The organism is Devosia sp. T2-14 (genome assembly GCF_055397495.1).
In genome coordinates this window covers 439,514-463,706 of sequence record NZ_AP027921.1, presented here as the reverse complement: position 1 = coordinate 463,706, position 24,193 = coordinate 439,514, and the positions used below count along the sequence as shown (strand labels likewise).

24 protein-coding genes are annotated in these 24,193 nt (G+C 61.8%); 22 read left to right on the top strand and 2 right to left on the bottom strand.

All coding sequences use genetic code 11. From position 1 onward, the window contains the following. The first annotated feature begins 77 nt into the window (after nucleotides 1-77). From ACZ5WT_RS02310 to ACZ5WT_RS02230, 17 genes are all read left to right on the top strand, one after another. Nucleotides 78-677: an AprI/Inh family metalloprotease inhibitor gene (locus tag ACZ5WT_RS02310; RefSeq protein WP_464285778.1), complete on the top strand. Its 600-nt coding sequence runs from the start codon at nucleotides 78-80 to the stop codon at nucleotides 675-677. A 100-nt stretch (nucleotides 678-777) separates the two neighbouring features. Beyond that, nucleotides 778-1,914 carry a cell division protein ZapE gene (zapE, locus tag ACZ5WT_RS02305; protein ID WP_464285777.1) on the top strand — a complete coding sequence of 379 codons (1,137 nt, stop codon included), beginning with the start codon at nucleotides 778-780 and terminating at the stop codon, nucleotides 1,912-1,914. A gap of 157 nt (nucleotides 1,915-2,071) precedes the next feature. Continuing rightward, complete coding sequence (mdh, locus tag ACZ5WT_RS02300; RefSeq protein WP_464285776.1) at nucleotides 2,072-3,034, top strand: malate dehydrogenase; 963 nt, start codon at nucleotides 2,072-2,074, stop codon at nucleotides 3,032-3,034. A gap of 143 nt (nucleotides 3,035-3,177) precedes the next feature. Beyond that, nucleotides 3,178-4,374: an ADP-forming succinate--CoA ligase subunit beta gene (gene sucC, locus ACZ5WT_RS02295; protein WP_464285775.1), complete on the top strand. Its 1,197-nt coding sequence runs from the start codon at nucleotides 3,178-3,180 to the stop codon at nucleotides 4,372-4,374. 3 nt (nucleotides 4,375-4,377) lie between these two features. Continuing rightward, on the top strand, nucleotides 4,378-4,749 hold the full coding sequence (locus tag ACZ5WT_RS02290) for a cupin domain-containing protein (RefSeq protein ID WP_464285774.1): 372 nt from the start codon (nucleotides 4,378-4,380) through the stop codon (nucleotides 4,747-4,749). A gap of 8 nt (nucleotides 4,750-4,757) precedes the next feature. Further along, nucleotides 4,758-5,666, top strand: coding sequence for a succinate--CoA ligase subunit alpha (gene sucD / locus ACZ5WT_RS02285; protein ID WP_464285773.1), 909 nt, complete (start codon nucleotides 4,758-4,760; stop codon nucleotides 5,664-5,666). A gap of 279 nt (nucleotides 5,667-5,945) precedes the next feature. Then, nucleotides 5,946-8,948: a 2-oxoglutarate dehydrogenase E1 component gene (locus ACZ5WT_RS02280; RefSeq protein WP_464285772.1), complete on the top strand. Its 3,003-nt coding sequence runs from the start codon at nucleotides 5,946-5,948 to the stop codon at nucleotides 8,946-8,948. A gap of 11 nt (nucleotides 8,949-8,959) precedes the next feature. Further along, complete coding sequence (odhB, locus tag ACZ5WT_RS02275; RefSeq protein WP_464285771.1) at nucleotides 8,960-10,201, top strand: 2-oxoglutarate dehydrogenase complex dihydrolipoyllysine-residue succinyltransferase; 1,242 nt, start codon at nucleotides 8,960-8,962, stop codon at nucleotides 10,199-10,201. Nucleotides 10,202-10,421: 220 nt separating this feature from the next. After that, nucleotides 10,422-10,868, top strand: coding sequence for a hypothetical protein (locus tag ACZ5WT_RS02270; RefSeq protein ID WP_464285770.1), 447 nt, complete (start codon nucleotides 10,422-10,424; stop codon nucleotides 10,866-10,868). 226 nt (nucleotides 10,869-11,094) lie between these two features. Then, entirely contained in the window at nucleotides 11,095-12,504 is a 1,410-nt protein-coding gene (lpdA, locus tag ACZ5WT_RS02265; RefSeq protein ID WP_464285769.1) for a dihydrolipoyl dehydrogenase, read from the top strand. Between the two features lie 356 nt (nucleotides 12,505-12,860). Next, on the top strand, nucleotides 12,861-13,838 hold the full coding sequence (locus tag ACZ5WT_RS02260) for a TRAP transporter substrate-binding protein (RefSeq protein ID WP_464285768.1): 978 nt from the start codon (nucleotides 12,861-12,863) through the stop codon (nucleotides 13,836-13,838). A gap of 76 nt (nucleotides 13,839-13,914) precedes the next feature. Next, nucleotides 13,915-14,442, top strand: coding sequence for a TRAP transporter small permease (locus tag ACZ5WT_RS02255; RefSeq protein ID WP_464285767.1), 528 nt, complete (start codon nucleotides 13,915-13,917; stop codon nucleotides 14,440-14,442). A gap of 5 nt (nucleotides 14,443-14,447) precedes the next feature. After that, nucleotides 14,448-15,731, top strand: a complete 1,284-nt coding sequence (locus ACZ5WT_RS02250; protein WP_464285766.1) for a TRAP transporter large permease — start codon at nucleotides 14,448-14,450, stop codon at nucleotides 15,729-15,731. 4 nt (nucleotides 15,732-15,735) lie between these two features. Continuing rightward, complete coding sequence (locus tag ACZ5WT_RS02245) at nucleotides 15,736-16,476, top strand: FadR/GntR family transcriptional regulator (protein WP_464285765.1); 741 nt, start codon at nucleotides 15,736-15,738, stop codon at nucleotides 16,474-16,476. Between the two features lie 8 nt (nucleotides 16,477-16,484). Further along, nucleotides 16,485-17,312, top strand: coding sequence for a 5-dehydro-4-deoxy-D-glucuronate isomerase (kduI, locus tag ACZ5WT_RS02240; protein ID WP_464285764.1), 828 nt, complete (start codon nucleotides 16,485-16,487; stop codon nucleotides 17,310-17,312). Between the two features lie 38 nt (nucleotides 17,313-17,350). Then, nucleotides 17,351-18,073 (top strand): 2-dehydro-3-deoxy-D-gluconate 5-dehydrogenase KduD, encoded by a 723-nt coding sequence (gene kduD / locus ACZ5WT_RS02235; RefSeq protein ID WP_464287139.1) that lies wholly within the window; start codon nucleotides 17,351-17,353, stop codon nucleotides 18,071-18,073. A gap of 3 nt (nucleotides 18,074-18,076) precedes the next feature. Beyond that, nucleotides 18,077-18,412: a cupin domain-containing protein gene (locus ACZ5WT_RS02230; RefSeq protein ID WP_464285763.1), complete on the top strand. Its 336-nt coding sequence runs from the start codon at nucleotides 18,077-18,079 to the stop codon at nucleotides 18,410-18,412. Here the strand turns inward: ACZ5WT_RS02230 and ACZ5WT_RS02225 are convergent. Next, complete coding sequence (locus tag ACZ5WT_RS02225; RefSeq protein ID WP_464285762.1) at nucleotides 18,384-19,025, bottom strand: hypothetical protein; 642 nt, start codon at nucleotides 19,023-19,025, stop codon at nucleotides 18,384-18,386. The two genes, ACZ5WT_RS02230 and ACZ5WT_RS02225, sit on opposite strands and share 29 nt — an antisense overlap. Before the next feature lie 74 nt (nucleotides 19,026-19,099). Here ACZ5WT_RS02225 and ACZ5WT_RS02220 point away from each other — a divergent pair, with 74 nt between their 5' ends. From ACZ5WT_RS02220 to ACZ5WT_RS02200, 5 genes are all read left to right on the top strand, one after another. Beyond that, nucleotides 19,100-19,711: a trimeric intracellular cation channel family protein gene (locus ACZ5WT_RS02220; RefSeq protein WP_464285761.1), complete on the top strand. Its 612-nt coding sequence runs from the start codon at nucleotides 19,100-19,102 to the stop codon at nucleotides 19,709-19,711. After that, complete coding sequence (locus tag ACZ5WT_RS02215; RefSeq protein WP_464285760.1) at nucleotides 19,711-20,058, top strand: DUF4326 domain-containing protein; 348 nt, start codon at nucleotides 19,711-19,713, stop codon at nucleotides 20,056-20,058. Before ACZ5WT_RS02220 ends, ACZ5WT_RS02215 begins: the two co-directional genes overlap by 1 nt. A gap of 58 nt (nucleotides 20,059-20,116) precedes the next feature. Further along, on the top strand, nucleotides 20,117-21,328 hold the full coding sequence (gene uxuA, locus ACZ5WT_RS02210) for a mannonate dehydratase (protein ID WP_464285759.1): 1,212 nt from the start codon (nucleotides 20,117-20,119) through the stop codon (nucleotides 21,326-21,328). Between the two features lie 114 nt (nucleotides 21,329-21,442). Further along, entirely contained in the window at nucleotides 21,443-23,341 is a 1,899-nt protein-coding gene (locus ACZ5WT_RS02205; RefSeq protein ID WP_464285758.1) for an ATP-binding response regulator, read from the top strand. Nucleotides 23,342-23,357: 16 nt separating this feature from the next. Further along, nucleotides 23,358-23,753: a response regulator gene (locus ACZ5WT_RS02200; RefSeq protein WP_464285757.1), complete on the top strand. Its 396-nt coding sequence runs from the start codon at nucleotides 23,358-23,360 to the stop codon at nucleotides 23,751-23,753. A 40-nt stretch (nucleotides 23,754-23,793) separates the two neighbouring features. On the opposite strand, the gene ACZ5WT_RS02195 is transcribed toward ACZ5WT_RS02200, so the two are convergent. Next, nucleotides 23,794-24,186: a response regulator gene (locus ACZ5WT_RS02195; RefSeq protein WP_464285756.1), complete on the bottom strand. Its 393-nt coding sequence runs from the start codon at nucleotides 24,184-24,186 to the stop codon at nucleotides 23,794-23,796. Between the last annotated feature and the right edge of the window lie 7 nt (nucleotides 24,187-24,193).

Genomic DNA, 24,193 nt, shown 5'->3' with positions numbered 1-24,193 from the left:
TGAACGCAGCGCGGCCTTTGTTTATAAGCCAGCCAAGCTGTTAACTTTCATTAAGTCTTTGGGCAGGAGCGAACCATATGACGGTTTGGATACGCGGGTCGTTTTCCGCGGTGGGCGTGGCGGCAATTGCCGTTGTTCTGGCTGCGTGCCAGTCCACCGGGTCCAATACGGCCAATCTCAATACCATCGGCGCCCCACAGCAATTGCAGCCGGTTCAGAGCTCGACCGTGCAGCAGGGCAGCCTTCCGGCCATCGGCGCCGCCGGTACGCCGGCTCCCGGCCTGTCGGGCCAGCCGGTTCTCGGTGGCGTTCCCACGCAGACGGCAGCCAACACCATGCCCGGCTCGTCGCCCTCCATCGTCTCGCTCGATCCGCTGGCCCAGCCCGTTGCAGGCGGCATGAGCGCCGGCCCCGAAGGGGTGTGGAATGTGGCGGCTGGCGCGGCAACCTGCCGGATCAACCTGCCGATGACCACCAAGACTGGCACCACCTATTATCGCGCTTCGGCCCCCGGTTGCACCGTGCCACAGATCGCGTCGGTGACGGGCTGGCAGCAGGTCGGCAGCCAGCTGCAGCTCTATGATGAGAACGGCAATATCGCCGCATTCCTCGCACCGAGCGGCGGTCGCTATATCGGCACCATCAGCGGTGGCCAGGCGATCTCGATGTCGCGCTAAATCCCGGTGCAGCTGGCCTTGGCCAGCTGACCACGATTGTTCGGGCATGACCTGGCGGCCATGCCCGTTTTCTTGTCCATATGCAAAAAGCGAGCGCCCCGTGACGTCTGCCCTAGCTCCATCCGGTGGCCCGGTCAGCGCCGCTTATGCTGAGCTCGCGGCGCGCGGCGTGCTGCAGGCCGATCCCGCCCAGCGCGAGGCGGCGACTCTGCTTGACGAGGTGCTGGCCGGTATCGTGGCTGAGCGCCCGCGAGGACTGCTCGGCAAGTTCTTCGACAAATCTGCGCCCGCCAAGGGGCTCTACCTCTTCGGCGAGGTAGGCCGCGGCAAGACGATGCTGATGGACCTGTTTTTCACCGCGGTGCCGATCCGGCAGAAGCGGCGCGTCCATTTCCACGAATTCATGGATGAAGTGCATGCCGGCATGGCAGCATTCCGCAAGAGCGCCAAGGGCCGGGATGCCGACCCCGTCGAGGCGGTAGTCAAGCCAATGCTGCGATCCGGCCTGCGCCTGTTGTGCCTCGATGAATTCCATGTGCATGACATAACCAATGCCATGCTGCTGACCCGCCTGTTCGAAAAGCTGTTTGCGGGTGGCGTGACGCTGGTGGCGACGTCCAACGTGCTGCCGGACGACCTCTATAAAGATGGGCTTAACCGCCAGCTCTTCCTGCCCTTCATCGCCTTGCTCAAGGCCCATGTGACCGTGGCCTCCCTGCCGGCGGCGCAGGACTATCGCCGCATGAAGTTTGCCGGTCAGCATGTCTACGCCTTCGGCACCGGTCCCGAGGTCAAGGCCGAGATGGACCGGCTCTGGCTGCGCATCACTGGCGGTGAGCCTGGCGTGCCGGGCACCATCGAAAGCATGGGGCGCAAGATTGCGGTGCCGCTGATGGCCATGGGGGCAGGGCGGTTCGGTTTCTCCGATCTCTGCGACAAGCCGCTGGGCTCCCGCGACTTCGTGCGCATCGCCCACGCCTTCGATTCCATCCTGCTCGAGGACGTGCCGCAGATGGATCGCACCCGCTCGGACGCCGCCAGGCGCTTCATCCTGCTGATCGACAATCTATACGATCGTGGCGTCAAACTGGGCGCTAGTTTTGCCGTTCCGCTTGAGCAGCTGGGCAAGGACGACAAGACGGCGTTCGAATTCCAGCGTACCGTGTCCCGGCTGATCGAGATGCAGTCCGAGGACTATCTGGCGCAGGGCCTGCGCGAAGTGGGCGAGCCGGTCTAGCCGGACGCTGGAAAGCCGGTTGACGTTGCTTGCCCGGCATGCCCCCCTCACCCATCAGCAAGGGCCAAACGGCCGTTTAGACGAAGGGTTCACTTGCCCCAAAAGGCGCGTGGGGCTAAGAGGTGCGCCAATTCAACGCAGTCTGGGATGACGACTTATGGCGCGCAAAAAGATCGCTCTTATCGGCTCTGGTCAGATCGGCGGGACACTCGCCCACCTGGCAGCTCTCAAAGACCTCGGCGACATCGTTCTGTTCGATATCGTCGATGGCGTGCCGCAGGGCAAAGCGCTCGACATCTCGCAGTCGGCCCCGGTTGATGGCTTCGATGCCAAGATCTCCGGTACCTCCAAGTATGAAGACCTTCAGGGCGCTGATGTGGTGATCGTCACTGCAGGCGTGCCCCGCAAGCCTGGCATGAGCCGCGACGACCTGCTCGAAATCAACCTCAAGGTGATGGAGCAGGTGGGTGCAGGCATTGCCAAGTATGCCAAGGACGCTTTCGTCATCTGCATCACCAACCCGCTCGACGCGATGGTCTGGGCGCTGCAGAAGTTCTCCGGCCTGCCCACCAACAAGGTGATCGGCATGGCTGGCGTGCTCGACAGCTCGCGCTTCGTGCATTTCATCGCCGATGAACTCAATGTGTCGGTCGAAGACGTCAACGCCTTCGTGCTGGGCGGCCACGGCGACACCATGGTGCCGCTGGCCCGCTACTCCACCGTTGCCGGCATTCCGCTGACCGACATCGTCAAGATGGGCTGGATGAGCAAGGAACGCCTGGAAGAGATCATCCAGCGCACCCGCGATGGCGGCGCCGAGATCGTCGGCCTGCTCAAGACCGGTTCGGCTTTCTACGCTCCGGCTGCTTCCGCCATCACGATGGCCGAGAGCTACCTCAAGGACAAGAAGCGCGTGCTGCCTGCCGCTGCCTACCTGCAGGGCCAGTATGGCGTGAAGGACACCTATGTGGGTGTGCCCGTCGTCATCGGCGCCGGTGGCGCGGAAAAGATCGTCGAGATCTCGCTGAACTCTGCCGAGCAAAAGGCGTTCGACAAGTCGGTCGCATCGGTCGAAGGGCTGATCGAGGCCTGCAAGAAGATCGCGCCCAAGCTGGCGTAACCGAGCCTGGCGTTATCCCCGCGTAAGCGGGGATTTCCCTATTGGGGACGCCGAAGTGAGATTTCCGCTCATGCGGGAATGACGCGGTGGGGGTTGAGGCCCCGTGATCGCCACGAGATTCGCCCATTCAAGGGGACTTACACATGAACATCCATGAACATCAGGCCAAAGAGCTGCTGAAGTCGTACGGCGCCCCGGTTGCCGCCGGCGTGGCGATCTTCTCGGCCGATGAGGCCGAAGCCGCCGCGAAGTCGCTCCCCGGTCCGCTCTATGTGGTCAAGAGCCAGATTCATGCCGGCGGGCGTGGCAAGGGCAAGTTCAAGGAACTCGGCCCCGACGCCAAGGGCGGCGTGCGCCTGGCCAAGACCATTGACGAAGTGGTTGCCTTCTCCAAGGAGATGCTGGGCAACACACTCGTGACCAAGCAGACCGGCGATGCCGGCAAGCAGGTCAATCGCCTCTATATCGAAGACGGCGCCGACATTGCCCGTGAGCTGTATTGCTCGCTGCTGGTCAATCGCGAAAGCGGCCGTGTGTCCTTCGTGGTTTCCACCGAAGGCGGTATGGACATTGAGGCCGTCGCCGAACACACCCCCGAAAAGATCATCACCGTCGACATCGACCCGACCACGGGTGTCACCGATGCTGACGTAGCAACCATCGTTGCCGCGCTCAAGCTCGAAGGCGATGCCAAGGCCGATGCCGCTTCGCTGTTCCCGATCCTCTATAAGGCCTTTGTCGAAACCGACATGAGCCTGCTGGAAGTCAATCCGCTGATCGTGATGACCGATGGCCACCTGCGCGTGCTCGACGCCAAGGTGAGCTTCGACAACAACGCTGCGTTCCGCCACGAAGAGCTCAAGGCCCTTCGCGACATGACCGAGGAAGACGCCAAGGAAATCGAGGCGTCCAAGTATGACCTCGCCTATGTGGCGCTCGAGGGCAATATCGGCTGCATGGTCAACGGCGCAGGCCTGGCCATGTCGACCATGGACATCATCAAGCTCTATGGCGCCGAGCCGGCGAACTTCCTCGACGTTGGTGGCGGCGCCACCAAGGAAAAGGTCACCGCGGCATTCAAGATCATCACGGCCGATCCGGCTGTTGAAGGCATCCTGGTCAACATCTTCGGCGGCATCATGCGCTGCGACGTGATCGCCGAAGGCGTGATCGCTGCGGTCAAGGAAGTCGGCCTCAAGGTGCCGCTGGTGGTTCGCCTTGAAGGCACCCGCGTCAAGGAAGGCAAGGAAATCCTCGAGAATTCCGGCCTCAACGTGATTTCGGCCGATGATCTCGACGATGCCGCACAGAAGATCGTGGCGGCGGTCAAGGGGCAGTAGGCCTTGGCCCCCCGCAAGATCAGCCTGTTAGAGGCGGCGGACGCGCGCATCAATGCCGTGTTCACGCCCTACATCGCCGGCGACATCAATCAGTCGCAGGTGAAGATCGCCAAGTTTGGTCCGATGTTCGATTGGCATGCCCATGAGAACGAGGACGAGGGCTTTCTGGTGCTGCGGGGGCGCATTGCCATCGATTTTCGCGATGGCACGGTCGAACTGGCCGAGAACGACTTCCTCGTGGTGCCGCGGTCGGTGGAACATCGCCCGCGCGCCCTGACGACCGAGCCGGTGGTGTTGATGTTCGAACCGAGCACCACACTCAATACCGGTAACGCAAAGAGCGACTTGACGGTCGCAGAACTCGAACGGCTCTAGGAACACCCATGTCCATTCTCGTCAATAAAGACACCAAGGTTCTCGTGCAGGGTCTGACCGGCAAGACCGGCACATTCCATACCGAACAGGCGCTGGCCTATTGCGGCACCAAGATGGTGGGCGGCGTGAACCCGAAGAAGGCCGGGGAAACCTGGACCAGCGGGCTCGACGCCTCGGCATCGCTGCCGGTGTTCGCATCGGTTGCCGAAGGCAAGGAGCGCACTGGCGCCACGGCCTCGGTGGTCTATGTGCCGCCTCCGGGCGCTGCCGAAGCCATCATCGAAGCCATCGACGCGGAAATCCCGCTGATCGTGTGCATCACCGAAGGCATTCCCGTGCTCGACATGGTGCGGGTCAAGGCGCGCCTCGAAAAGAGCAAGTCGCGCCTGCTGGGCCCCAACTGCCCGGGCGTGCTGACGCCGGAAGAATGCAAGATCGGCATCATGCCAGGCTCGATCTTCTCGAAGGGTTCGGTGGGCATTGTTTCGCGCTCGGGCACGCTTACCTATGAAGCCGTGTTCCAGACCACCAATGAAGGCCTCGGCCAGACCACTGCAGTCGGTATCGGCGGCGACCCGGTCAAGGGTACCGAATTCATCGACATGCTCGAAATGTTCCTCGCCGACGAGGCCACTAAGTCGATCATCATGATCGGCGAAATCGGCGGCTCGGCTGAAGAAGATGCAGCACAGTTCCTGATCGACGAAGCCAAGCGCGGCCGCAAGAAGCCGATGGCCGGCTTCATCGCCGGGCTGACCGCACCCAAGGGTCGCACCATGGGTCATGCTGGCGCCGTAATTTCAGGCGGTAAGGGCGGTGCGGAAGACAAGATCGCCGCGATGGAAGCTGCGGGCATCCGCATGTCCAAGTCGCCGGCCCGTATCGGCCACACCCTGAGCGAAGTGCTCAAGGGCTAAGTCGAAGAATTTCCGTCGGCCCGCCGCCATTTCATCTGATGGCAGGGCCGGCGGTCCAGACCACTTTCATCCGGTGACTGGCCGGGGATGGAAGAGACGGTAGTGTCGACTGGCCGGTCGCACGGAACTATGCGCCACGACGCTGCTCAGGGGTCGTTCACTTAACAGGATACTAAGGATAAGCGGTCAGTATCCGATCGAAACTTAAGGACCGCGTGACGCCGGCCTGGCCGGTTTGTTTAGAAGGATGGCGGGGCGTGGGCCTCGCGACAAAAAGCGATGACACGACAGGAAAAGAACGACACGTTCTTGCTGACTTCGTTCCTCTATGGTGGGAACGCCGACTATATCGAGCAGCTCTATTCTCGCTTCAAAACTGACCCTTCCAGTGTCGATGACACATGGAAGAGCTTCTTCTCCAAGCTCGACGACGGCGAAGGTGTTGCCCAGCAAAACGCCGACGGCCCGAGCTGGGGCCGCAAGGACTGGCCGCAGAGCGCCACCAGCGAACTGGTCAGCGCGCTTGACGGCAACTGGGGCGAAATCGCGGTAAAGACCGAGAAGGCCATCGCCAAGAAGGCAGAGGCGCTTGGCGTCGCCAAGAGCAGCGTCGCCGACGTGCTCCAGGCCACCCGCGACTCCATCCGCGCCATCATGATGATCCGCGCCTATCGCATGCGTGGGCATCTGCATGCCGATCTCGACCCGCTCAAGATGATGGCAGAAGAGCCGGCGCCGGAACTCGATCCCGCAAGCTACGGCTTCACCGAGGCCGACTTCGGCCGCAAGATCTTCATCGATAACTATCTCGGGCTCGAATACGCGACCATTCCCGAGATGCTGGCCATCCTGCGCCGCACCTATTGCGGCACGATGGGCATCGAGTTCATGCACATCTCCGATCCCGAAGCCAAGCAGTGGCTGCAGGAGCGGATCGAAGGCCCGGACAAGGAAATCACCTTCACCCCCGAGGGCAAGAAGGCAATCCTGGCCAAGTTGATCGAGGCCGAGGGCTTCGAGAAGTTCATCGACGTCAAGTATACCGGCACCAAGCGCTTCGGCCTTGATGGCGGCGAAGCCACCATTCCGGCGCTTGAACAGATCATCAAGCGCGGCGGCGCGCTGGGCATCAAGGACATCGTGCTGGGCATGGCTCACCGCGGTCGCCTCAACGTGCTGACCCAGGTGATGCAGAAGCCGCATCGCGCCCTGTTCCACGAATTTAAGGGCGGCGCCTTCTACCCCGACGACGTCGAGGGTTCGGGCGACGTGAAGTACCACCTGGGTGCTTCGTCCGACCGCGATTTCGACGGCAACAAGGTGCACCTGTCGCTGACGGCCAACCCGTCGCACCTGGAAATCGTTGATCCCGTCGTGCTCGGCAAGTCGCGCGCCAAGCAGGATCAGCACATCTCGCCCGATGGCAAGCTGGTGAATATGGAACTCGACGGTCGTCCCGACCGCTCGATGGTCCTGCCGCTGCTCATCCATGGCGATGCCGCGTTTGCCGGCCAGGGTGTGATCGCCGAGTGCCTTGGCCTGTCGGGCCTCAAGGGGCACCGGACCGGTGGTTCGATCCACTTCGTGATCAACAACCAGATCGGCTTCACCACGAGCCCGATGTATTCGCGCTCCTCCCCCTATCCGACCGACGTCGCCAAGATGATCGAAGCGCCGGTGTTCCATGTGAATGGTGACGATCCGGAAGCTGTGGTTTTCGCGGCCAAGGTGGCGGTCGAGTATCGCCAGAAGTTCGGCAAGCCTGTCGTCATCGACATGTTCTGCTATCGCCGCTTCGGTCACAACGAAGGCGATGAGCCAAGCTTCACCCAGCCGCTCATGTACTCCAAGATCCGCTCGCACAAGTCGACGCTGGAGCTCTATTCGGAAAAGCTGGTGGCCGAAGGCCTGCTGACGGCTGCCGAAGTCGACAAGCTCAAGGCCGACTGGCGCGCACAGCTCGAACGCGAGTTCGAGGCTGGTCAGGACTATCGCCCCAACAAGGCTGACTGGCTCGATGGCGCCTGGAAGGATCTTCGTCAGGCCGACCAGGAAGGCCCGCGTCGTGGCCAGACCGGCGTCGAGCTGGAGCGTCTCGCCCAGATCGGCACGGCGCTGACCAATGTTCCGGAAGGCTTCAACGTCCACAAGACGGTCAAGCGCTTCATGGACAATCGCCTGTCGGCGATCCAGTCCGGTGAGGGCATTGACTGGGCGACGGCCGAGGCCCTGGCCTTTGGCACGCTGGTGACCGAAGGCCACCCGGTGCGCCTTAGCGGCCAGGATTGCGAACGCGGTACGTTCAGCCAGCGCCACTCGGTGCTCAACGATCAGCAGGTCGACAACAAGACCTATACCCCGCTCAACAACCTCACCGCGGACCAGAGCCGCTACGAAGTCATCAACTCGATGCTCTCGGAAGAGGCTGTGCTGGGCTTTGAGTATGGCTACTCGCTGGCCGAGCCGAAGGCACTGACGATCTGGGAAGCCCAGTTCGGTGACTTCGTGAACGGCGCACAGGTGGTGATCGACCAGTTCATCTCCTCGGGCGAGCGCAAGTGGTTCCGCATGTCGGGCCTCGTGATGCTGCTGCCGCATGGCTATGAAGGGCAGGGCCCGGAGCACTCCTCCGCGCGTCCCGAGCGCTTCCTGCAGCTGTGCGCTGAAGACAATATGCAGGTTGCCAACTGCACGACCCCGGCCAACTACTTCCACATCCTGCGCCGGCAGCTGACCCGCGACTTCCGCAAGCCGCTGATCCTGATGACGCCCAAGAGCCTGCTCCGCCACAAGCGGGCAACCTCCGGGCTGGTCGAGCTTGGTCCGGATTCCTGCTTCCATCGCCTGCTGTGGGACGATGCCGAGGCACCGGGCCTGCCCAAGACCACGATCCGTCTTGTGCCGGACCAGAAGATCCGCCGCGTCGTGCTCTGCACCGGCAAGGTCTATTACGACCTGCTCGAAGAGCGCGAAAAGAAGGGCATCGACGATGTCTACCTGCTGCGCATCGAACAGCTCTATCCGTTCCCGGCCAAGGCGCTGCTGGACGAGTTGAGCCGTTTCCAGAATGCCGAGATCATCTGGTGCCAGGAAGAGCCCAAGAATATGGGTGCCTGGGCCTTCATTCAGCCATATGTTGAATGGGTATTTGACCAGATGGGACGCAATAACCAGCGCGTTCGCTACGTTGGCCGTCCGGCTTCCGCCTCGACCGCAACCGGTCTGATGCGGACCCACCTCGCTCAATTGCAGGCCTTCCTCGACGAAGCCTTCGCTCAATAAAGGACAAGCAAATGTCGACTGAAATCCGCGTCCCGACCCTTGGCGAGAGCGTCTCCGAGGCCACCATTGGCCAGTGGTTCAAGAAGGTGGGTGACACCGTTTCCGCCGATGAGCCCATCGTGGAACTGGAAACCGACAAGGTGACCATCGAAGTGCCGGCGCCAGCCGCTGGCGTGCTCGAAGCCATCGCCGCTCAGCCGGGCGAGACGGTGGACGTCGGCGCGCTGCTGGGTGCCATCGGCGGGGCAGGGGCGGTTGTTACGCCCAAGCCCGTCGAGGCTCCGGCCGCAGCACCTGTTGCGCCTGCTGCGGCACCCGCCGCCACCAAGCCTGCTGCTGCCACCAGCATGCCGCCGGCTCCCGCTGCCCAGAAGCTGATCAACGAGACCGGCATTGACGCCGGCGCCGTGGACGGTTCGGGCAAGCGTGGCCAGGTGCTCAAGGAAGATGTTCTGGCCGCGCTCAAGCAGCCAGCCGCCCCCGCCTCGGCTCCTGTCGCTGAGGCTCCAAAGGCTCCGGCCGCGCCGCGCTCGCCAGTTTCGGCTGACGATGCCAGCCGCGAAGAGCGGGTCAAGATGACCCGTCTGCGCCAGACCATTGCCCGTCGCCTCAAGGACGCACAGAATACCGCCGCCATGCTGACCACCTTCAACGAGGTGGACATGAAGCCGGTGATGGACCTGCGCGCTTCGTACAAGGAGCTGTTCGAGAAGAAGCACGGCGTGAAGCTGGGCTTCATGGGCTTCTTCACCAAGGCCGTCGTGCACGCGCTCAAGGAGATCCCGGCGGTCAATGCCGAGATCGACGGCGATGAGCTGATCTACAAGCAGTACGCCCATATTGGCGTGGCAGTCGGCACCGACAAAGGCCTCGTCGTTCCGGTCGTTCGCAATGCCGATCAGATGTCGATCGCCGAGATCGAGAAGTCGATCAATGGCTTGGGCAAGAAGGCCCGTGACGGCGCGCTGTCGATGGCCGACATGCAGGGCGGTACCTTCACCATCTCCAACGGTGGTGTCTATGGCTCGCTGATGTCGACGCCGATCCTCAATGCGCCGCAGTCGGGCATTCTGGGCATGCACAAGATCCAGGAGCGTCCTGTGGTTGTTGGCGGCCAGATCGTCATCCGCCCGATGATGTATCTCGCGCTCAGCTACGATCACCGCATCGTCGACGGCAAGGAAGCCGTGACCTTCCTCGTCCGCGTCAAGGAAAGCCTTGAGGCACCGGAGCGTCTGGTGCTCGATCTCTAGTTTGTTCGGCGGGAAGTCGGTCTTGTCCTTCATCCCGCCCATTAGCTTTACGAAAGGCCGGGGCAGGTGCTCCGGTCTTTTTTTGTGGGCGGCAGCTTGGAAGAGGCCGACCTAGCAGTTTCGTGATGGGCGGCAGGCCGGAATTCTAACAGTCTGTTAACGTCAAAGCCCCAGATGTCTTCGTCGATTTTTAGTGTTTTTTTTCGGAGTGGCCTGCCCTTTGCGTTCCCTGGTTTTGTCGGCCCTCGTTTGGCTCGCTGCATTCGCCCCAGCCACGGCTCAGGACGCATCTGATGCCGAGTTGATCGGCGAGTTGATGGCCTTTCACGGCTCGCGCGCCATCGTCGCGGCCATGACCACCCATTGCTACGAAACGACCGGGCTCGACCCCGCCTACAAGTTGGCCAATGACAACTGGTACCTGCGCAATATCGGGTTTCTCGACCTGGCCGACCGGGTCATCACCCGGCTTGGCGGCGCGGACGAAGGTCAGCAGCTGGCCGCAGAAACCTATGGCGGCACCCAGATCATGAGCGCCTACAACCAGGCCTCCGACAAGGTGTCGTTCTGCCGTCAGTTCCTCGCCCAGGTTGACGACGGCACCCTCGATATCGACCGCCAGCTGCCAACGGCTCTCGCCAAGGCGCAGGAAATCGCTGCGCAATAGTCGCCGTCGGTTTCCGCAACGCTCACCGCGCGCCGGGCATTGCTGCTTTGGCGGTGGGGGCTTGAGCTTTCGGCAATGGACGGCATGGCGCGATCATGCTTGTTGCCCCGAAAGCGGCTTTTTCCGCTGCGGACGGTGGTCTATTGGACGCACCGGCATTACATTCCCTGCGCGCGCCGCTCAGCTGGCGATGCCGCAGAAACGCAAAACAGTTTTGGGGCTATAAATGGCAGACGCTTTCGACCTCACGATCATCGGTTCGGGACCCGGCGGCTATGTCGCGGCAATCCGCGCTGCGCAGCTGGGGATGAAGGTGGCGGTTGTTGAGAAGTGGGCTACCCATGGCGGCACTTGCCTCAATATCGGCTGCATCCCCTCCAAGGCCCTGCTGCACGCGTCGGAGCTGTTTGAAGAGGCTGGCCACGGTTTCAAGGCGCTGGGCATCGACATTCCGGCGCCCAAGCTCAACCTGGCCCAGATGCTCAACCACAAGACCGAAACGGTCGCCGCCAACGTTGGTGGCGTGGATTACCTGTTCAAGAAGAACAAGATCACGGCCCTGCGCGGCATCGGCACCATCGTGTCGCCCGGCAAGGTGCTGGTGACGCCGCAGACCGGCCCCGCCACCGAAATCGAAACCAAGAACATCGTCATCGCAACCGGCTCGGTATCGGCCGGCCTGCCGGGCATCGACGTTGATGAGAAGACCATCGTGACCTCCACCGGCGCGCTGAGCCTCGACAAGGTTCCGGGTAAGCTGCTGGTCATCGGTGCCGGTGTCATCGGGCTCGAACTGGGTTCGGTCTGGGCGCGGCTTGGTGCGCAGGTCACCGTCGTCGAATATCTCGACCGCATCCTGCCGGGCATGGATAGCGAAGTGGCACGCCAGTTCCAGCGCATGCTGCAGAAGCAGGGCATGGAGTTCAAACTGTCGAGCAAGGTCGCCGGTATCGACCGGCAGGACGACGGCTCGCTCAAGGTGCGCATCGAGCCAGCCAAGGGCGGCGACGTCGAACTGCTCGATGCCGATGTGGCGTTGGTCGCTATCGGCCGCAAGCCTTTCACTGAAGGGCTGGGTCTCGACATCGTCGGCGTTGCCCTGGACGAGCGGGGCCGCGTGCGCGTTGACCACAATTACAAGACCTCGGTCGACGGCATCTATGCCATTGGCGACGTGATTGCCGGCCCAATGCTGGCGCACAAGGCCGAGGACGAGGGCATTGCCGTTGCCGAAATCCTCAATGGCCAGGCCGGTCACGTGAACTATGCCGCGATCCCGGCTGTGGTTTACACCAATCCCGAGATCGCTTCGGTCGGCAAGACCGAGGATGAACTCAAGGCCGAAGGCATCGACTACAAGATTGGCAAGTTTCCCTTCACTGCCAATGGCCGCGCCAAGGCAATGCTGGCGACGCAGGGTTTTGTGAAGATCCTGGCAGATGTCGAAACCGACCGCGTGCTCGGCGCCCATATCATCGGCAAGAATGCCGGCGAAATGATCCACGAGCTGGTGGTGCTGATGGAATTCTCGGGATCGGCCGAAGATCTCGCCCGCTCGACCCATGCGCATCCGACATTGTCGGAAGCGGTGCGCGAGGCGGCCCTGTCGCTGGGCGACGGCGCCATCCACATTTAGGCTCGCCACAACGACATGTTTCTAAACGCCGCTGGTTCGATCCGGCGGCGTTTTTGTTTGTTCTAACCAATTGTGGTGTCGAGGAAATTTCTGGAACTGCGTCGACGAGTGCCCTGGTTTCGGCGCCAGGAGAGGCGTCCGCACCTTGAAAAGTTATCATACAATTGATGTGTTTTTTGTATGTTGACTCTTGTTTTTCGCTTCCATACCAGTTTGTGCAGCAAGATCGCCGCGAGTCCAGAGGGATGCGGGCGGGCTTGTGCAGCGGAGGAGGAATTCTGCTGCGCATCACTGGCAGCGGTTGGAGGATGGCGCGGATGTCGTGCTGGACCGTTGTCCCCTATGGGAGGACCTTTATGTTTCATCTGCCAAAACTGGCAGCGACCGCGCTGGTCGCTGCAGCCCTGATGGTCTCGACGGCCAGCGCCCAGACCGTGTTGCGGTCTTCCGATACCCATCCTGATGGGTATCCGACGGTCGAAGCGGTCAAGCACTTCGGCGAACTGCTGAGCGCAAAGACCGGCGGCCGTTATTCGGTTGAAGTGTTCCACTCCGCCCAGCTCGGCGAAGAAAAGGATACGATCGAACAGACCCAGTTCGGCGTTATCGACATGAACCGCATTTCGATCGGCGCCTTCGGTACCCAGGTGCCAGAAGCCACCGTGACCCAGCTGCCCTATATCTTCCGTTCGGCCGACCATATGCACCACGTGCTCGATGGCCCGATCGGCGCGGAAATCCTGGCCGCCTTTGATGCCGTGGATGTGGTGGCGCTGGCCTATTACGATGGCGGCGCGCGCTCGTTCTACAACAGCAAGCAGCCGATCAATTCGCCCGCCGACATGGCCGGCATGAAGCTGCGCGTGATGCAGTCGGACATCTTCGTCGACATGGTCGCGGCCTTTGGCGGCAACGCCACGCCGATGCCGTATGGCGAAGTGTATGGCGGCATCCAGACCGGCGTTATCGATGGCGCCGAAAACAACTACCCCAGCTATGACACCGCCGGCCACGCCGAAGTCGCCAAGTATTACTCGCTGGACGAGCACCTGATGGTGCCGGAAGTCCTGGTGATCTCCAAGGTCGTCTGGGATGGCCTGGCTCCTGAAGACCAGGCCCTGTTCCGCGAAGCCGCCAAGGAATCCGTTGCCAAGCAGCGCGAGCTCTGGGCTGCAAAGGAAGTCGAGTCCAAGGCCGCCGTGGAAGCGCTTGGCGCCACCATCAACGAAGTCGACAAGCAGCCCTTCATCGACGCGATGAAGCCCGTCTACGAAAAGTACGTCACCGATCCGGCCCTCAAGGACCTCGTGGCCCGCATTCAGGCCACCGAATAATCGATCGAGCTGGGCCGGCGCCTCATCGCCGGCCCAGTCCATTGACGTCGCGGCCAACGCCGTACGGAGGAAATTCGTGAGAGACAGGCTCCTGCCGATCAGCCGCGCGCTGGGACGGCTTTCAAACATCGTGCTCTGGATTGCCGGCATCGGAATGGTCGCCATGACCGCCATTGTCGCCTACCAGGTGTTCATGCGCTTCGTGATCAACTCGTCTCCGGCCTGGACCGAGGCAGGTTCGATCATGATCATGACGTGGTTCATTTTCCTCGGCGCCGCCGTGGGCGTGCGCGAGAACTTCCATATGGGGTTCGACGTGCTGCTCTATGTCCTGCCGCCCGGCGCCAAGCCGTGGCTGCGCGGGATCAGCGACGTCTGCATTTTCGCCTTTGCATTCGGCATGGTGTTCTATGGCGGGGAGCTGGCCATTCGCTTCTGGTCGACCCGGATTCCCGTGCTCGGGCTGCCGACTTCCTTCACCTATTTCCCGATCGTGCTGTCAGGCCTTTTGATGTGCCTGTTCGCCCTCGAACGCTTCGTGCTGCGCCTGGCTGGCGAGCCGGTGGACGATGTCGTTGCCGATCACACCGTTAGCGAGGCGTAAGCCCCATGGAATATTGGATTCTCTTTGGCGTGTTCACCCTGCTCATGGTGATCGGTACGCCAATCGCCTACTGCCTGGGCATTGCCAGCTTTGCCACCATTGTCTATCTCGGCCGCCCGCCGGTCGTTGTCTTCCAGCAGCTCAATTCGGGCGTCTCGGCCTTCAGCCTGATGGCCATTCCTTTCTTCATTTTCGCCGGCGACCTCATGATGCGCGGCGGCATTGCTGCGCGGATCATTTCGTTTGCCGGATCGCTGATCGGCCATGTTCGCGGCGGGCTGGGGCAGGTCAACATCGCGGCGTCGACGCTGTTCGGCGGCATTTCCGGTTCGGCAGTGGCCGAAGCGGCGGCCGTTGGCGGCATCATGATCCCGCAGATGAAAGCGCGCGGCTATGGCGCCGACTATGCGGTGAACGTTACGTCGATGGCGGCGCTGATCGCACTGCTGCTTCCGCCCAGCCACAACATGATCATCTATTCGCTGTCGGGCGGCGGAAATATCTCGATTGCCGACCTGTTTACCGCGGGCATCATTCCCGGCCTGCTGCTGGCCCTGGCGCTTTCGGTCACGGCTTATTTCGTCGCCGTCAAACGCGGCTATCCCACCGAGCCATTCCAGGGCTTCCGCAAGGCCGGTTACTTCTTCGTCGCCTCCATCCCCGGCCTGATGCTGATTGCCATCATCTTTGGCGGGGTGCGGTCCGGCATCTTCACCGCCACGGAAAGCTCCTGCATCGCGGTGATCTATGCCCTGCTGGTGACGTTGCTGGTCTATCGTTCGCTGGACTGGAAAGAGTTCGTGCACTCCGTGCTTGGCGCAGTGCGCACCACTGCGATGGTGCTGTTCATCATCGGCGCCGCAGCCTCCTTCGGCTGGCTGATGGCCTATCTCAAGGTCGCAGTCTATCTCACCGAAGCCATGACCATGATCTCGTCGGATCCCCTGATGGTTCTGCTGATGATCAACGTGCTGCTGCTGCTGCTCGGCACGTTCATGGATATGGGGCCACTGATCATCATCACCACGCCGATCTTCCTGCCCATGGTGAAGGCCTTCGGCATTGACCCCGTGCATTTTGGCGTCATCATGATCCTCAATCTGGGGATTGGCCTCAACACGCCGCCACTCGGGCCCGTGCAGTTTGTTGCGGCCGCGGTGGGCAAGATAACGGTGTGGGAAGCCATGCGCAGCATCTGGCCGTTCTATACGGCTGGGCTCGTCGTGCTGGGTCTGGTGACCTATATCCCCGCCCTGTCTCTGTGGCTTCCAGCCCTGTTCCGAGGATAGTGACGTGAGCTTGTCTGACATTGGTGCGGTCCCTGCTGGGCGGAAGCCCAAATTGGCCGACCTGGTGGTGGAAACTCTGCGCAGGCGTATTGCTGCCGGTGAATATGACATCGGCGGCAAACTGCCCACGGAGAGCCAGATGACCGGGATATTCGGTGTCAGCAGAACCGTCGTGCGCGAGGCTATCGCGGCCCTGGCGGCCGATGGCCTGGTGCAGGCACGCCAGGGGGCAGGGGTGTTTGTGCTCGCCCATGCCCTCAGCCCGTTTCATGCCATTGGAGCGGGAAGCTCCAACAAGATTTCTGTGGCTCTCAACGTGCTCGAAGTGCGCATGGGTATCGAGATCGAGTCAGCCGGCCTCGCCGCCATGCGCCGCAGTGCCAGCCAGGACGCGGCGATCCAGGAGGCCTGGCACGAGTTCGAGCGGCTGCTCAAGCTCGGTACGCCAACGGGCAAGACCGATTTCGCCTTTCACCGGGCCATCGCGGCGGCGACCAACAATCCCTTCTACATCGAGGTGCTCGATGGTCTGGGCAGCCGGACTATTCCCTGCGACGTGGCCTCACCTTGGGGCACCGACAGCGTGGTGACCTATGAGTACCAGGTTGGCCTGCAGCGCGAGCATCTCACCATTCTCCGTGCCATTTCGGCCCAGGACCCTTGTGCGGCCCGGGAAGCGATGCGGCACCACCTTTCACTGAGCCAGGAGCGCTACCGCGCACGGCTCCACGAGCAATCCCAATAGGACAGAGTATGACCACCGAATTCGATATCCGCTTCGCCATAGACCCCGTCAGCACATCGGCCATGAACACGGCTGAACTGCGTGAGCATTTCCTCATCGAAGAGCTGTTCGTGCCGGGCGTGATCAACTGGACCTACAGCCACTATGACCGCATGGCAGTGGGCGGCGCGACGCCGACGACGCCGCTAACGCTGGAAGCGATCAAGCCGACCGGCACGGCAGGTTTCCTCGATCGGCGTGAGCTGATCGCCGCCAATATCGGCGAGCCCGGTACGATCACGGTCGATGGCGTCGATTATGCCGTCGGTTCCCGCGACATGCTCTATGTGGGCATGGGAGCCAAGAATGTGCAGTTCGCCGGCAAGGGCGCCAAGTATTATCTGCTGAGCGCACCGGCTCATGCCACCCATCCGACCACCCTGATCCGCCAGAGCGATGCCAAGCGCCTCGATCTGGGCAGCCAGGAAACCGCCAACGAGCGGTCGATCTTCCAGTTCGTCAATGCTGACAGCGTCAAGACCTGCCAGCTCGTGGTTGGTCTCACCAGCTTCGCGCCGGGGTCGGTTTGGAACACTATGCCCGCCCACGTGCATGACCGCCGCATGGAGGCCTATCTCTATTTTGACCTCAAGCCCGATGCTTTCGTGATGCACCTGATGGGTGAGCCCGAGGAGACCCGGCACCTGATCGTTCGCAACGAGGAAGCGGTGATTTCGCCCCCTTGGTCGATCCACTCGGGTGCGGGCACCGGCGCCTATACCTTCATCTGGGCCATGGCTGGCGACAATGTCGATTACACCGACGTTGAAAAGGTAGAGATGGACGAGCTGCTGTGATCGATCTCAGCGCATTCAGCCTAGCCGGCAAGACGGTGATGGTGACTGGCGCCAATACCGGCATCGGGCAGGGCATTGCCGTGAGCATTGCCCGCGCCGGTGGCCGCGTTATTGGCGTGGGCCGCTCGGGCATGGACGAGACCGCGGCCCTCCTGGCCAAGGCGGGCGGCGAGTTCGTGGCGGTCAGGGCCGACCTTTCCTCGACCTCTGCTGCCCAGGCCATGTTCGACGCGGCCTGGGATCAGCACGGGCCCATTGATGGCCTCGTCAACAATGCCGGGATCATCAAGCGCGTCGATGCGGTGGACTTCACCGAAGACGATTGGGATCAGGTGATGGACATCAACCTCAAGACGATGTTCTTCCTCTGCCAGTCGCTCGGCAAGCGCGCTCTGTCTCAGGGGCGCCAGGGCAAGATCGTCAACATTTCCTCGATGCTCAGCTTCCAGGGCGGCATTCGTGTTGCCAGCTACACGGCCTCCAAGAGCGGCGTGCTCGGGATCACGCGCCTGCTCGCCAATGAGTGGGCGGCCAAGGGTATCAACGTCAATTCGATCGCTCCGGGCTATATCGAAACCAACAATACCGAAGCGCTGCGGGCTGACCCCGATCGGTCCGCTTCGATCCTGGGACGCATCCCGGCCGCCCGCTGGGGCGTGCCGTCCGACATCGGCGACGCAGCGGTGTTTCTGCTGTCGCAGGCTTCCAACTACATGCATGGCGCCGTCATCCCCGTGGATGGTGGCTGGCTGGCGAGGTAATTCATGACTGAACAGAAGTTGTTTGCGCAGGCAGACGAGGGCGAAACCATCGTGCTAGCTCCCGGCAATACTCGCCGGGTGCTGATCCACACGCCCGAAATGATGCAGGTGGAGTTCGGCTTCGAAAAGGGTGGCGTTGGCGCACTGCACTCGCACCCCCATGTCCAGGTCAGCTACGTCGCCGAGGGGGCGTTCGAAGTGACGATCGATGGCAAGACCGAAGTGGTTGGCACTGGCGGCAGCTTTATCGTGCCGAGCGGGCTGGTGCATGGCGTCGTCGCCCTCGAAAAGGGCCGGTTGATCGACGTATTCACCCCGCTCCGCGCGGATTTCCTTTGATCGCCGCCAGCATTGCGGCATAGGCCTCATCGTGCCGGCCCGACCAGTTGGGCCGGTCCGGTGCGATCAGCCGCCCCCGACGCGGCGGAATATAGCTTGAAATCCGGCGTACCGGCTCCTGCCGCCACTGCAGGTTGAACGCCGCGTAGTGGGGAAAGAACTCCATATCATGGTAGGGCAGGTGATCATGCACCCACCAGGCCATCGCCTCCCAGTCGCCGGTGCGCTCGTAATAGGGCACGAAGCGGTTGACCACGATGCAGGCCGTTGCGCCCATCCGCCCTTCACCGTCCAGCCGATCCCAGATATGGCCCGCATAGTTTGAGGCATTGCTGCCGCAGTTGAGGCCATTGGCATTGCCAAATCCGTTGACCTCGGGTGAGCGATAGGCCGAGCGGATCGAGATTTTCCCGAAGCGCGCCTGCAGCGGCTCGAGCAGGTTTTCGCAAAGCGCCGTTCCTGCGGCGATTGCCAGATCGGGGTTGTCGGGGATATTGGCAAATCCGTGCATCACCGCGATTTCCGAATACAGGAAATCGCGCAGGAAGAAGTTCTCCGAGAGCCTGACGCGACCCAGGTTTTCGAGACTCCTGACGGATTTGGGTGCGCGCATCTCAATCCCCGCGTGAAAGCCGCAGGCTCCTGCGATAGCCTGCGCGGCGCAACCCGGTTTCCACAGGACCCGCCATGCTGGACCTCATTTTTTATGTCGCCATCGGTGCTGAGGCGATGACGGCCGCGCTCGCGGCGGGCCGCCGCAACATGGACTGGTTCGGCGTTTGCCTGCTGGCCTGCGTGACCGCGCTGGGCGGCGGAACCACGCGCGACATTTTCCTTGGCCACTACCCGCTCTACTGGGTGGAGAACCCCTATATCCTGGTACTGGTCTGCGGCGCGGCGCTGATGACCATCGTCATCGCCCGCATGATGCACCGCTTGCGCTGGACCTTCCTGCTGCTCGACGCCCTGGGGCTGGTGGTGTTCACCATTATCGGTTGCGGGGTGGCCATGGAGATGGATGTGAGCCCGATCATCGTGCTGGTCTCCGGCATGGTCACCGGGATCGTCGGCGGCATCCTGCGCGACGTGCTCTGCAACGACGTGCCGCTGGTGTTCCGCAGCGAACTCTATGCCACGGTCTCGATCGTCACCGGCGTCGTGTACTATTTCGGGCTGATGTACGGCCTGCCGCTGAACGTGGTTGTCATCGGTTCGATCGCCATCGGTTTCACGCTGCGCGTCGCCGCCCTGATCTGGAAATGGGAAATGCCCAAATTCGTTTATGACAGGGAGATGTAATGCAACCTCAGAGGATCGTGCTGTCGCGCAGGGCCGGCTTTGACCTGCAGGCGATTTCTCGCGCGCTCAACGGGCTGCCCGCGCATTCGGTGGCTCGGCCTGGCCCCTGGGGCAATCCCTTCACCATTGCCGAGGTTGCAGCTGAACTTGGCCTCGGCAAGGACGCCGCCCAGGCCGAGGCCGTGGCGCGGCACGGCCGCTGGATCCGGGGAGAAATCGAAGGCCCAAAAGCGCCTCCGGACCGCGCGACTATTCGGGCTGAACTGGCAGGATTGAACCTTGCTTGCTGGTGCCGAGAAGGCACGCCTTGTCATGTCGACACTTTACTGAAACTCGCCAACGAATAGTACTTTAGTTCAGGTAAAGCTTGTGGCATGGGTCTACCATACAAGGTGAGGATTTACTGTGCGACAGACTTGGCGTTGGTTTGGACCCCATGACCAGACGAGTATTGATGATATTACCCAGGTAGGGGCGGTGGGTGTGGTTAGTGCGCTGCATCACGTGCCTAACGGGAGCGTTTGGACACCTGAGGAGATTGCCAAACGTCAACGTGAGATTGCCACCCGCAAGGACGGCACGCCATCGGGCCTGACATGGGATGTGGTGGAGAGCCTCCCGGTCAGCGAAGACATTAAGAAGCAGAAGAACGCCTGGCGCGAGCATATCGAAAACTACAAGATCTCGCTGCAGCATCTGGCGGATGCCGGTATCGAGGTGATCTGCTACAATTTCATGCCGGTGCTGGACTGGACGCGGACCGACGTGCGCTGGACGGTGGCGAACGGCGCCTCCTGCATGCGCTTCGACATCAACGACTTCGCCGCTTTCGACATCCACGTGCTGGAGCGCCAGGGCGCCGCGGCAGACTATACCAATCTCATTGCCCACGAGGCCGAGCGCCGCTTTGCCGAAATGGATGACGGCGCGCGCAAGCAGCTGGCGCGCAACGTCACCATGGGCCTGCCGGGCTCGACGGAGTCGATGACGCTCGATGACGTGCGGGCGCATCTGGACGAATATGGTGCGATCAGTCGCGAGCGGCTGCGCGCCAATTTCGTGGATTTCCTCGATGCCGTCGTGCCCACCGCCGAAGATCTCGGCCTGCGCATGTGCTGCCATCCCGACGATCCACCGTTCGCGCTGCTCGGCCTCCCGCGCGTCATGTCGACCGAAGAAGACTACAAGTATATCCTCGACGCGGTGGATAGCCCTGCAAGCGGCATGACGCTGTGCTCGGGCTCGCTCGGTGCGCGGCCGGACAATGATCTGCCGGGCATGATGGAGCGCCTCGGCGACCGGGTGCATTTCCTGCATCTGCGCAACGTCAAGCGCGACACTGACGACGTGGTTGGCTCGTTCTACGAGGCCGAACACCTAGCGGGCGACACCGACATGGTGGCGCTGATTGCTGCCATCGTCCGGGAGGAGCGCCGTCGCAAGGCGGCCGGCCGCAAGGACCACATCATCCCGATGCGCCCCGATCACGGCCAGGACATCCTGGACGATCTCAACCGCCGTTCGCAGCCGGGCTACCCGACCATCGGGCGAATGAAGGGGCTGGCGGAACTGCGTGGCGTTATGACGGCGCTTGAGCACGCGACGTTCGGGCTATAGACTCGTTTTGCCGGACGGTCTTGTGGCCGTCCGGTATTGCTTTCAGGCAATAATTTACGACTTTTCAAAGTGTTGAGCCCACTCTCGATCTCCAACGTGGCGCGAGGCGGCTTCGTGAATTTTCTGTCTTCTTTCCAGAAACTGGTGAACTGGTTCGTTCCGGACCATCTCAGCGGCGACTTGCACACGCGCAAACGCGTGCAGATGTTTATCATCAGCCACATGTTCGGGCCGATCATCGCGACGCCGATCCCAGTCTTCCTGTGGTTCGCCGATCCCGCGCCCGTGCCGCAGGTCCCGATCCTGGCCGCCTCGATCTATGGGTTCTGGCCGTTCCTGGCGCTGGTGAAGCTGTTCCCGCGCGGCTACACGCCGCTGGCCATGCTGTCAGTGCTGAACCTGACCTTCTGCATCCTGTGGGGCACCTACAATTACGGCGGCACCAGTTCGCCATTCCTGGTCTGGCTCGTGCTCGTGCCGCTGCTGGCCTTCATGTATCTCGGCTCGACCTGGACGGCGCGTATCTTCGTGTTCAGCCAGATTACGCTGGGCATTGCCGCGCTCTACGGCGTCTATCTCTACAGCAACTTTCCGGAGAATATCCCGGTCGAGAACATGGCGGTCGCCGGTGTGCTCTCGGCGCTCGGCTCGAACATCTACGTGTTCATGATGGCCGCGTATTACTCCAGCGTGGTCGATAGCCAGTCCGAGCTGATCAAGGAAATTGACCGCCATCAGTATACGCTCCGGGAGCTGACCCAGGCCAAGGACGAGGCCGAGCGCGCCAACGGCGCCAAGTCGGAATTCCTGGCCAAGATGAGCCACGAACTCCGCACGCCGCTCAATGCCGTACTGGGCTATTCGGAAATCCTGCTTGAGGATGCCGAGCTCGACGGGCGCGGCGAGCAGATCTCGGACCTGCAAAAGATCAGCGCTGCGGGCAAGCATTTGCTGGCCATGGTCAATGACATCCTCGACATCTCCAAGATCGAAGCGGGCAAGATGGCCCTGCATCTGGAAGATCTCGATCTCGCCAGCCTCGTCAACGAAGTCGAGGCGACGGCGCGGCCGCTGGCAGCCAAGAACACCAATACATTCGTCGTCGAGCGCGGCGCCAATCTCGGCGTGATCCGTACCGATGCGACCAAGCTGCGCCAGGCGATTTTCAACCTGCTCTCCAACGCTGCCAAATTCACCCAGAACGGGCAGATCACCCTTTCGGTGCACCGCGTCGGTGAATGGGTGGAGTTTGCCGTCTCCGATACGGGTATCGGGATTTCCCAGGAGCAGCAGAAGGCCCTGTTCTCCAATTTCACCCAGGCCAATTCCAAGATCGCCGCCGTCTATGGCGGCACGGGGCTTGGCCTGTCGCTCAGCCAGAACCTGTGTCGTCTGATGGGCGGCAAGATCGAGATCAGCAGCGAATTGGGCAAAGGTAGCCGCTTCACCATCCGGCTGCCGGCGCAGGTCGTGCATGGTCCGGATGATGCGGCACTGGTGCCTGTCGTCCACCACGCCACCAAGCGTAGCGACGACGCCGCCCCTGCTGATAGCGAGGGCGAGCAACGTGGTCACAGGGACAGTTTCTCTGGTATCGCGGGGCACCGGACCAACCATGAGAGGCGCCCGCATGTGCTGGTCGTCGATGACGATCGCCGTTTCCTCGAACTCGCGGAACGCCTCTTCATCAAGGAAGACTATGCGCCCATCTGCACAGATGCTCCGCAATCGGCCTTGCAGATCGCCCGCACGGTCAGGCCCAAGGCCATTTTCCTTGATATTGTGATGCCCGGCTTTGATGGCTGGGACGTCTTGGCGGCCCTCAAAGCCGACCCAATCACCGCCGGTATACCGGTATTCATGATTTCTATTCTCAGTGAGCGTAAAAAAGCCTTGGAAGCAGGTGCAGATGGGATCGTTATGAAGCCATTTGACGCTAGCAAGGTTAAAGCGGCCCTCGCTGGGCTGAAGGCCACACGTGGTCAGTCCCACGCCAAGGCCTCGAACGTATAAGACGGAGCATGCCCAAATGACTTTGGTTCTCATTGTAGAGGACAACCCGATCAATCGCGACGTGCTGGGCCGCCGTCTCGAACGTCGCGGCTTTTCAATCCGCTTTGCAGAGGATGGCCCCAGCGGCATAGCCGCTGCCAAAGCTCTGATGCCCGACGTGATTCTGATGGATATCGGGCTGGGCGAAATGGACGGCTGCGAAGCCACGCGCCGCATTCGTGCCGACCCGGAAACGGCTGCGCTGCCGATTATCGCGCTGACGGCCAGTGCCTTTGAAAGCGACCGGGCCAGGGCCCTTGCCGCTGGCTGCATCGACTTCGACACCAAACCTGTCGACCTGCCACGCCTTCTCGGCAAGATGCAGGCCGTACTCGGGCCCAAGACGCCCGAAGCCGCGATGAACTTCGGCTAACCGGCAATACACCTCGCCTTCAGGGGAGAGGTGTACTGGTTCAGCCTGCCATCTTCTCCCGGTTGAGATTTAGCGTCTCGCGTAGCCGCCCCATGTTGATCGGCTTCTGATGCACATGAGGCAGGTGCAGGCCCATTAGTTCGGCAGTCCGCTGCACCATGCTCAATGTCTGCTGGTCCTGCCCGCTGACGATGATGATTTCACCATCGTAGCGGGCTTCGGACAGCAGCTTGAACAATTCGATGGCGTCGACGTGGGGCATAGATATGTCCACTGCCATCACGTCGGGGCGCAGGGCGGCGACCAGGCTGATCACCCCCCGTGAGTCCGAGGTGGCGAAGGCCTCGTAGCCGCATCGCTCGGCTACGCGCACAACCAGCTCGGCTGACGGTGCATCATCGTCGACCGCCAGTAGTCTGGGGGTGTGGGCCATCGCCGCC

Excerpts from the sequence above, each read along its gene's own strand:
- ACZ5WT_RS02310 (WP_464285778.1), top strand. The coding sequence starts at position 78 with ATGACGGTTTGGATACGCGGGTCGTTTTCCGCGGTGGGCGTGGCGGCA.
- mdh (WP_464285776.1), top strand. The coding sequence starts at position 2,072 with ATGGCGCGCAAAAAGATCGCTCTTATCGGCTCTGGTCAGATCGGCGGG.
- sucC (WP_464285775.1), top strand. The coding sequence starts at position 3,178 with ATGAACATCCATGAACATCAGGCCAAAGAGCTGCTGAAGTCGTACGGC.
- sucD (WP_464285773.1), top strand. The coding sequence starts at position 4,758 with ATGTCCATTCTCGTCAATAAAGACACCAAGGTTCTCGTGCAGGGTCTG.
- ACZ5WT_RS02280 (WP_464285772.1), top strand. The coding sequence starts at position 5,946 with ATGACACGACAGGAAAAGAACGACACGTTCTTGCTGACTTCGTTCCTC.
- odhB (WP_464285771.1), top strand. The coding sequence starts at position 8,960 with ATGTCGACTGAAATCCGCGTCCCGACCCTTGGCGAGAGCGTCTCCGAG.
- lpdA (WP_464285769.1), top strand. The coding sequence starts at position 11,095 with ATGGCAGACGCTTTCGACCTCACGATCATCGGTTCGGGACCCGGCGGC.
- ACZ5WT_RS02260 (WP_464285768.1), top strand. The coding sequence starts at position 12,861 with ATGTTTCATCTGCCAAAACTGGCAGCGACCGCGCTGGTCGCTGCAGCC.
- ACZ5WT_RS02250 (WP_464285766.1), top strand. The coding sequence starts at position 14,448 with ATGGAATATTGGATTCTCTTTGGCGTGTTCACCCTGCTCATGGTGATC.
- kduI (WP_464285764.1), top strand. The coding sequence starts at position 16,485 with ATGACCACCGAATTCGATATCCGCTTCGCCATAGACCCCGTCAGCACA.
- kduD (WP_464287139.1), top strand. The coding sequence starts at position 17,351 with ATGGTGACTGGCGCCAATACCGGCATCGGGCAGGGCATTGCCGTGAGC.
- ACZ5WT_RS02230 (WP_464285763.1), top strand. The coding sequence starts at position 18,077 with ATGACTGAACAGAAGTTGTTTGCGCAGGCAGACGAGGGCGAAACCATC.
- ACZ5WT_RS02225 (WP_464285762.1), bottom strand. The coding sequence starts at position 19,025 with ATGCGCGCACCCAAATCCGTCAGGAGTCTCGAAAACCTGGGTCGCGTC.
- ACZ5WT_RS02220 (WP_464285761.1), top strand. The coding sequence starts at position 19,100 with ATGCTGGACCTCATTTTTTATGTCGCCATCGGTGCTGAGGCGATGACG.
- ACZ5WT_RS02215 (WP_464285760.1), top strand. The coding sequence starts at position 19,711 with ATGCAACCTCAGAGGATCGTGCTGTCGCGCAGGGCCGGCTTTGACCTG.
- ACZ5WT_RS02200 (WP_464285757.1), top strand. The coding sequence starts at position 23,358 with ATGACTTTGGTTCTCATTGTAGAGGACAACCCGATCAATCGCGACGTG.
- ACZ5WT_RS02195 (WP_464285756.1), bottom strand. The coding sequence starts at position 24,186 with ATGGCCCACACCCCCAGACTACTGGCGGTCGACGATGATGCACCGTCA.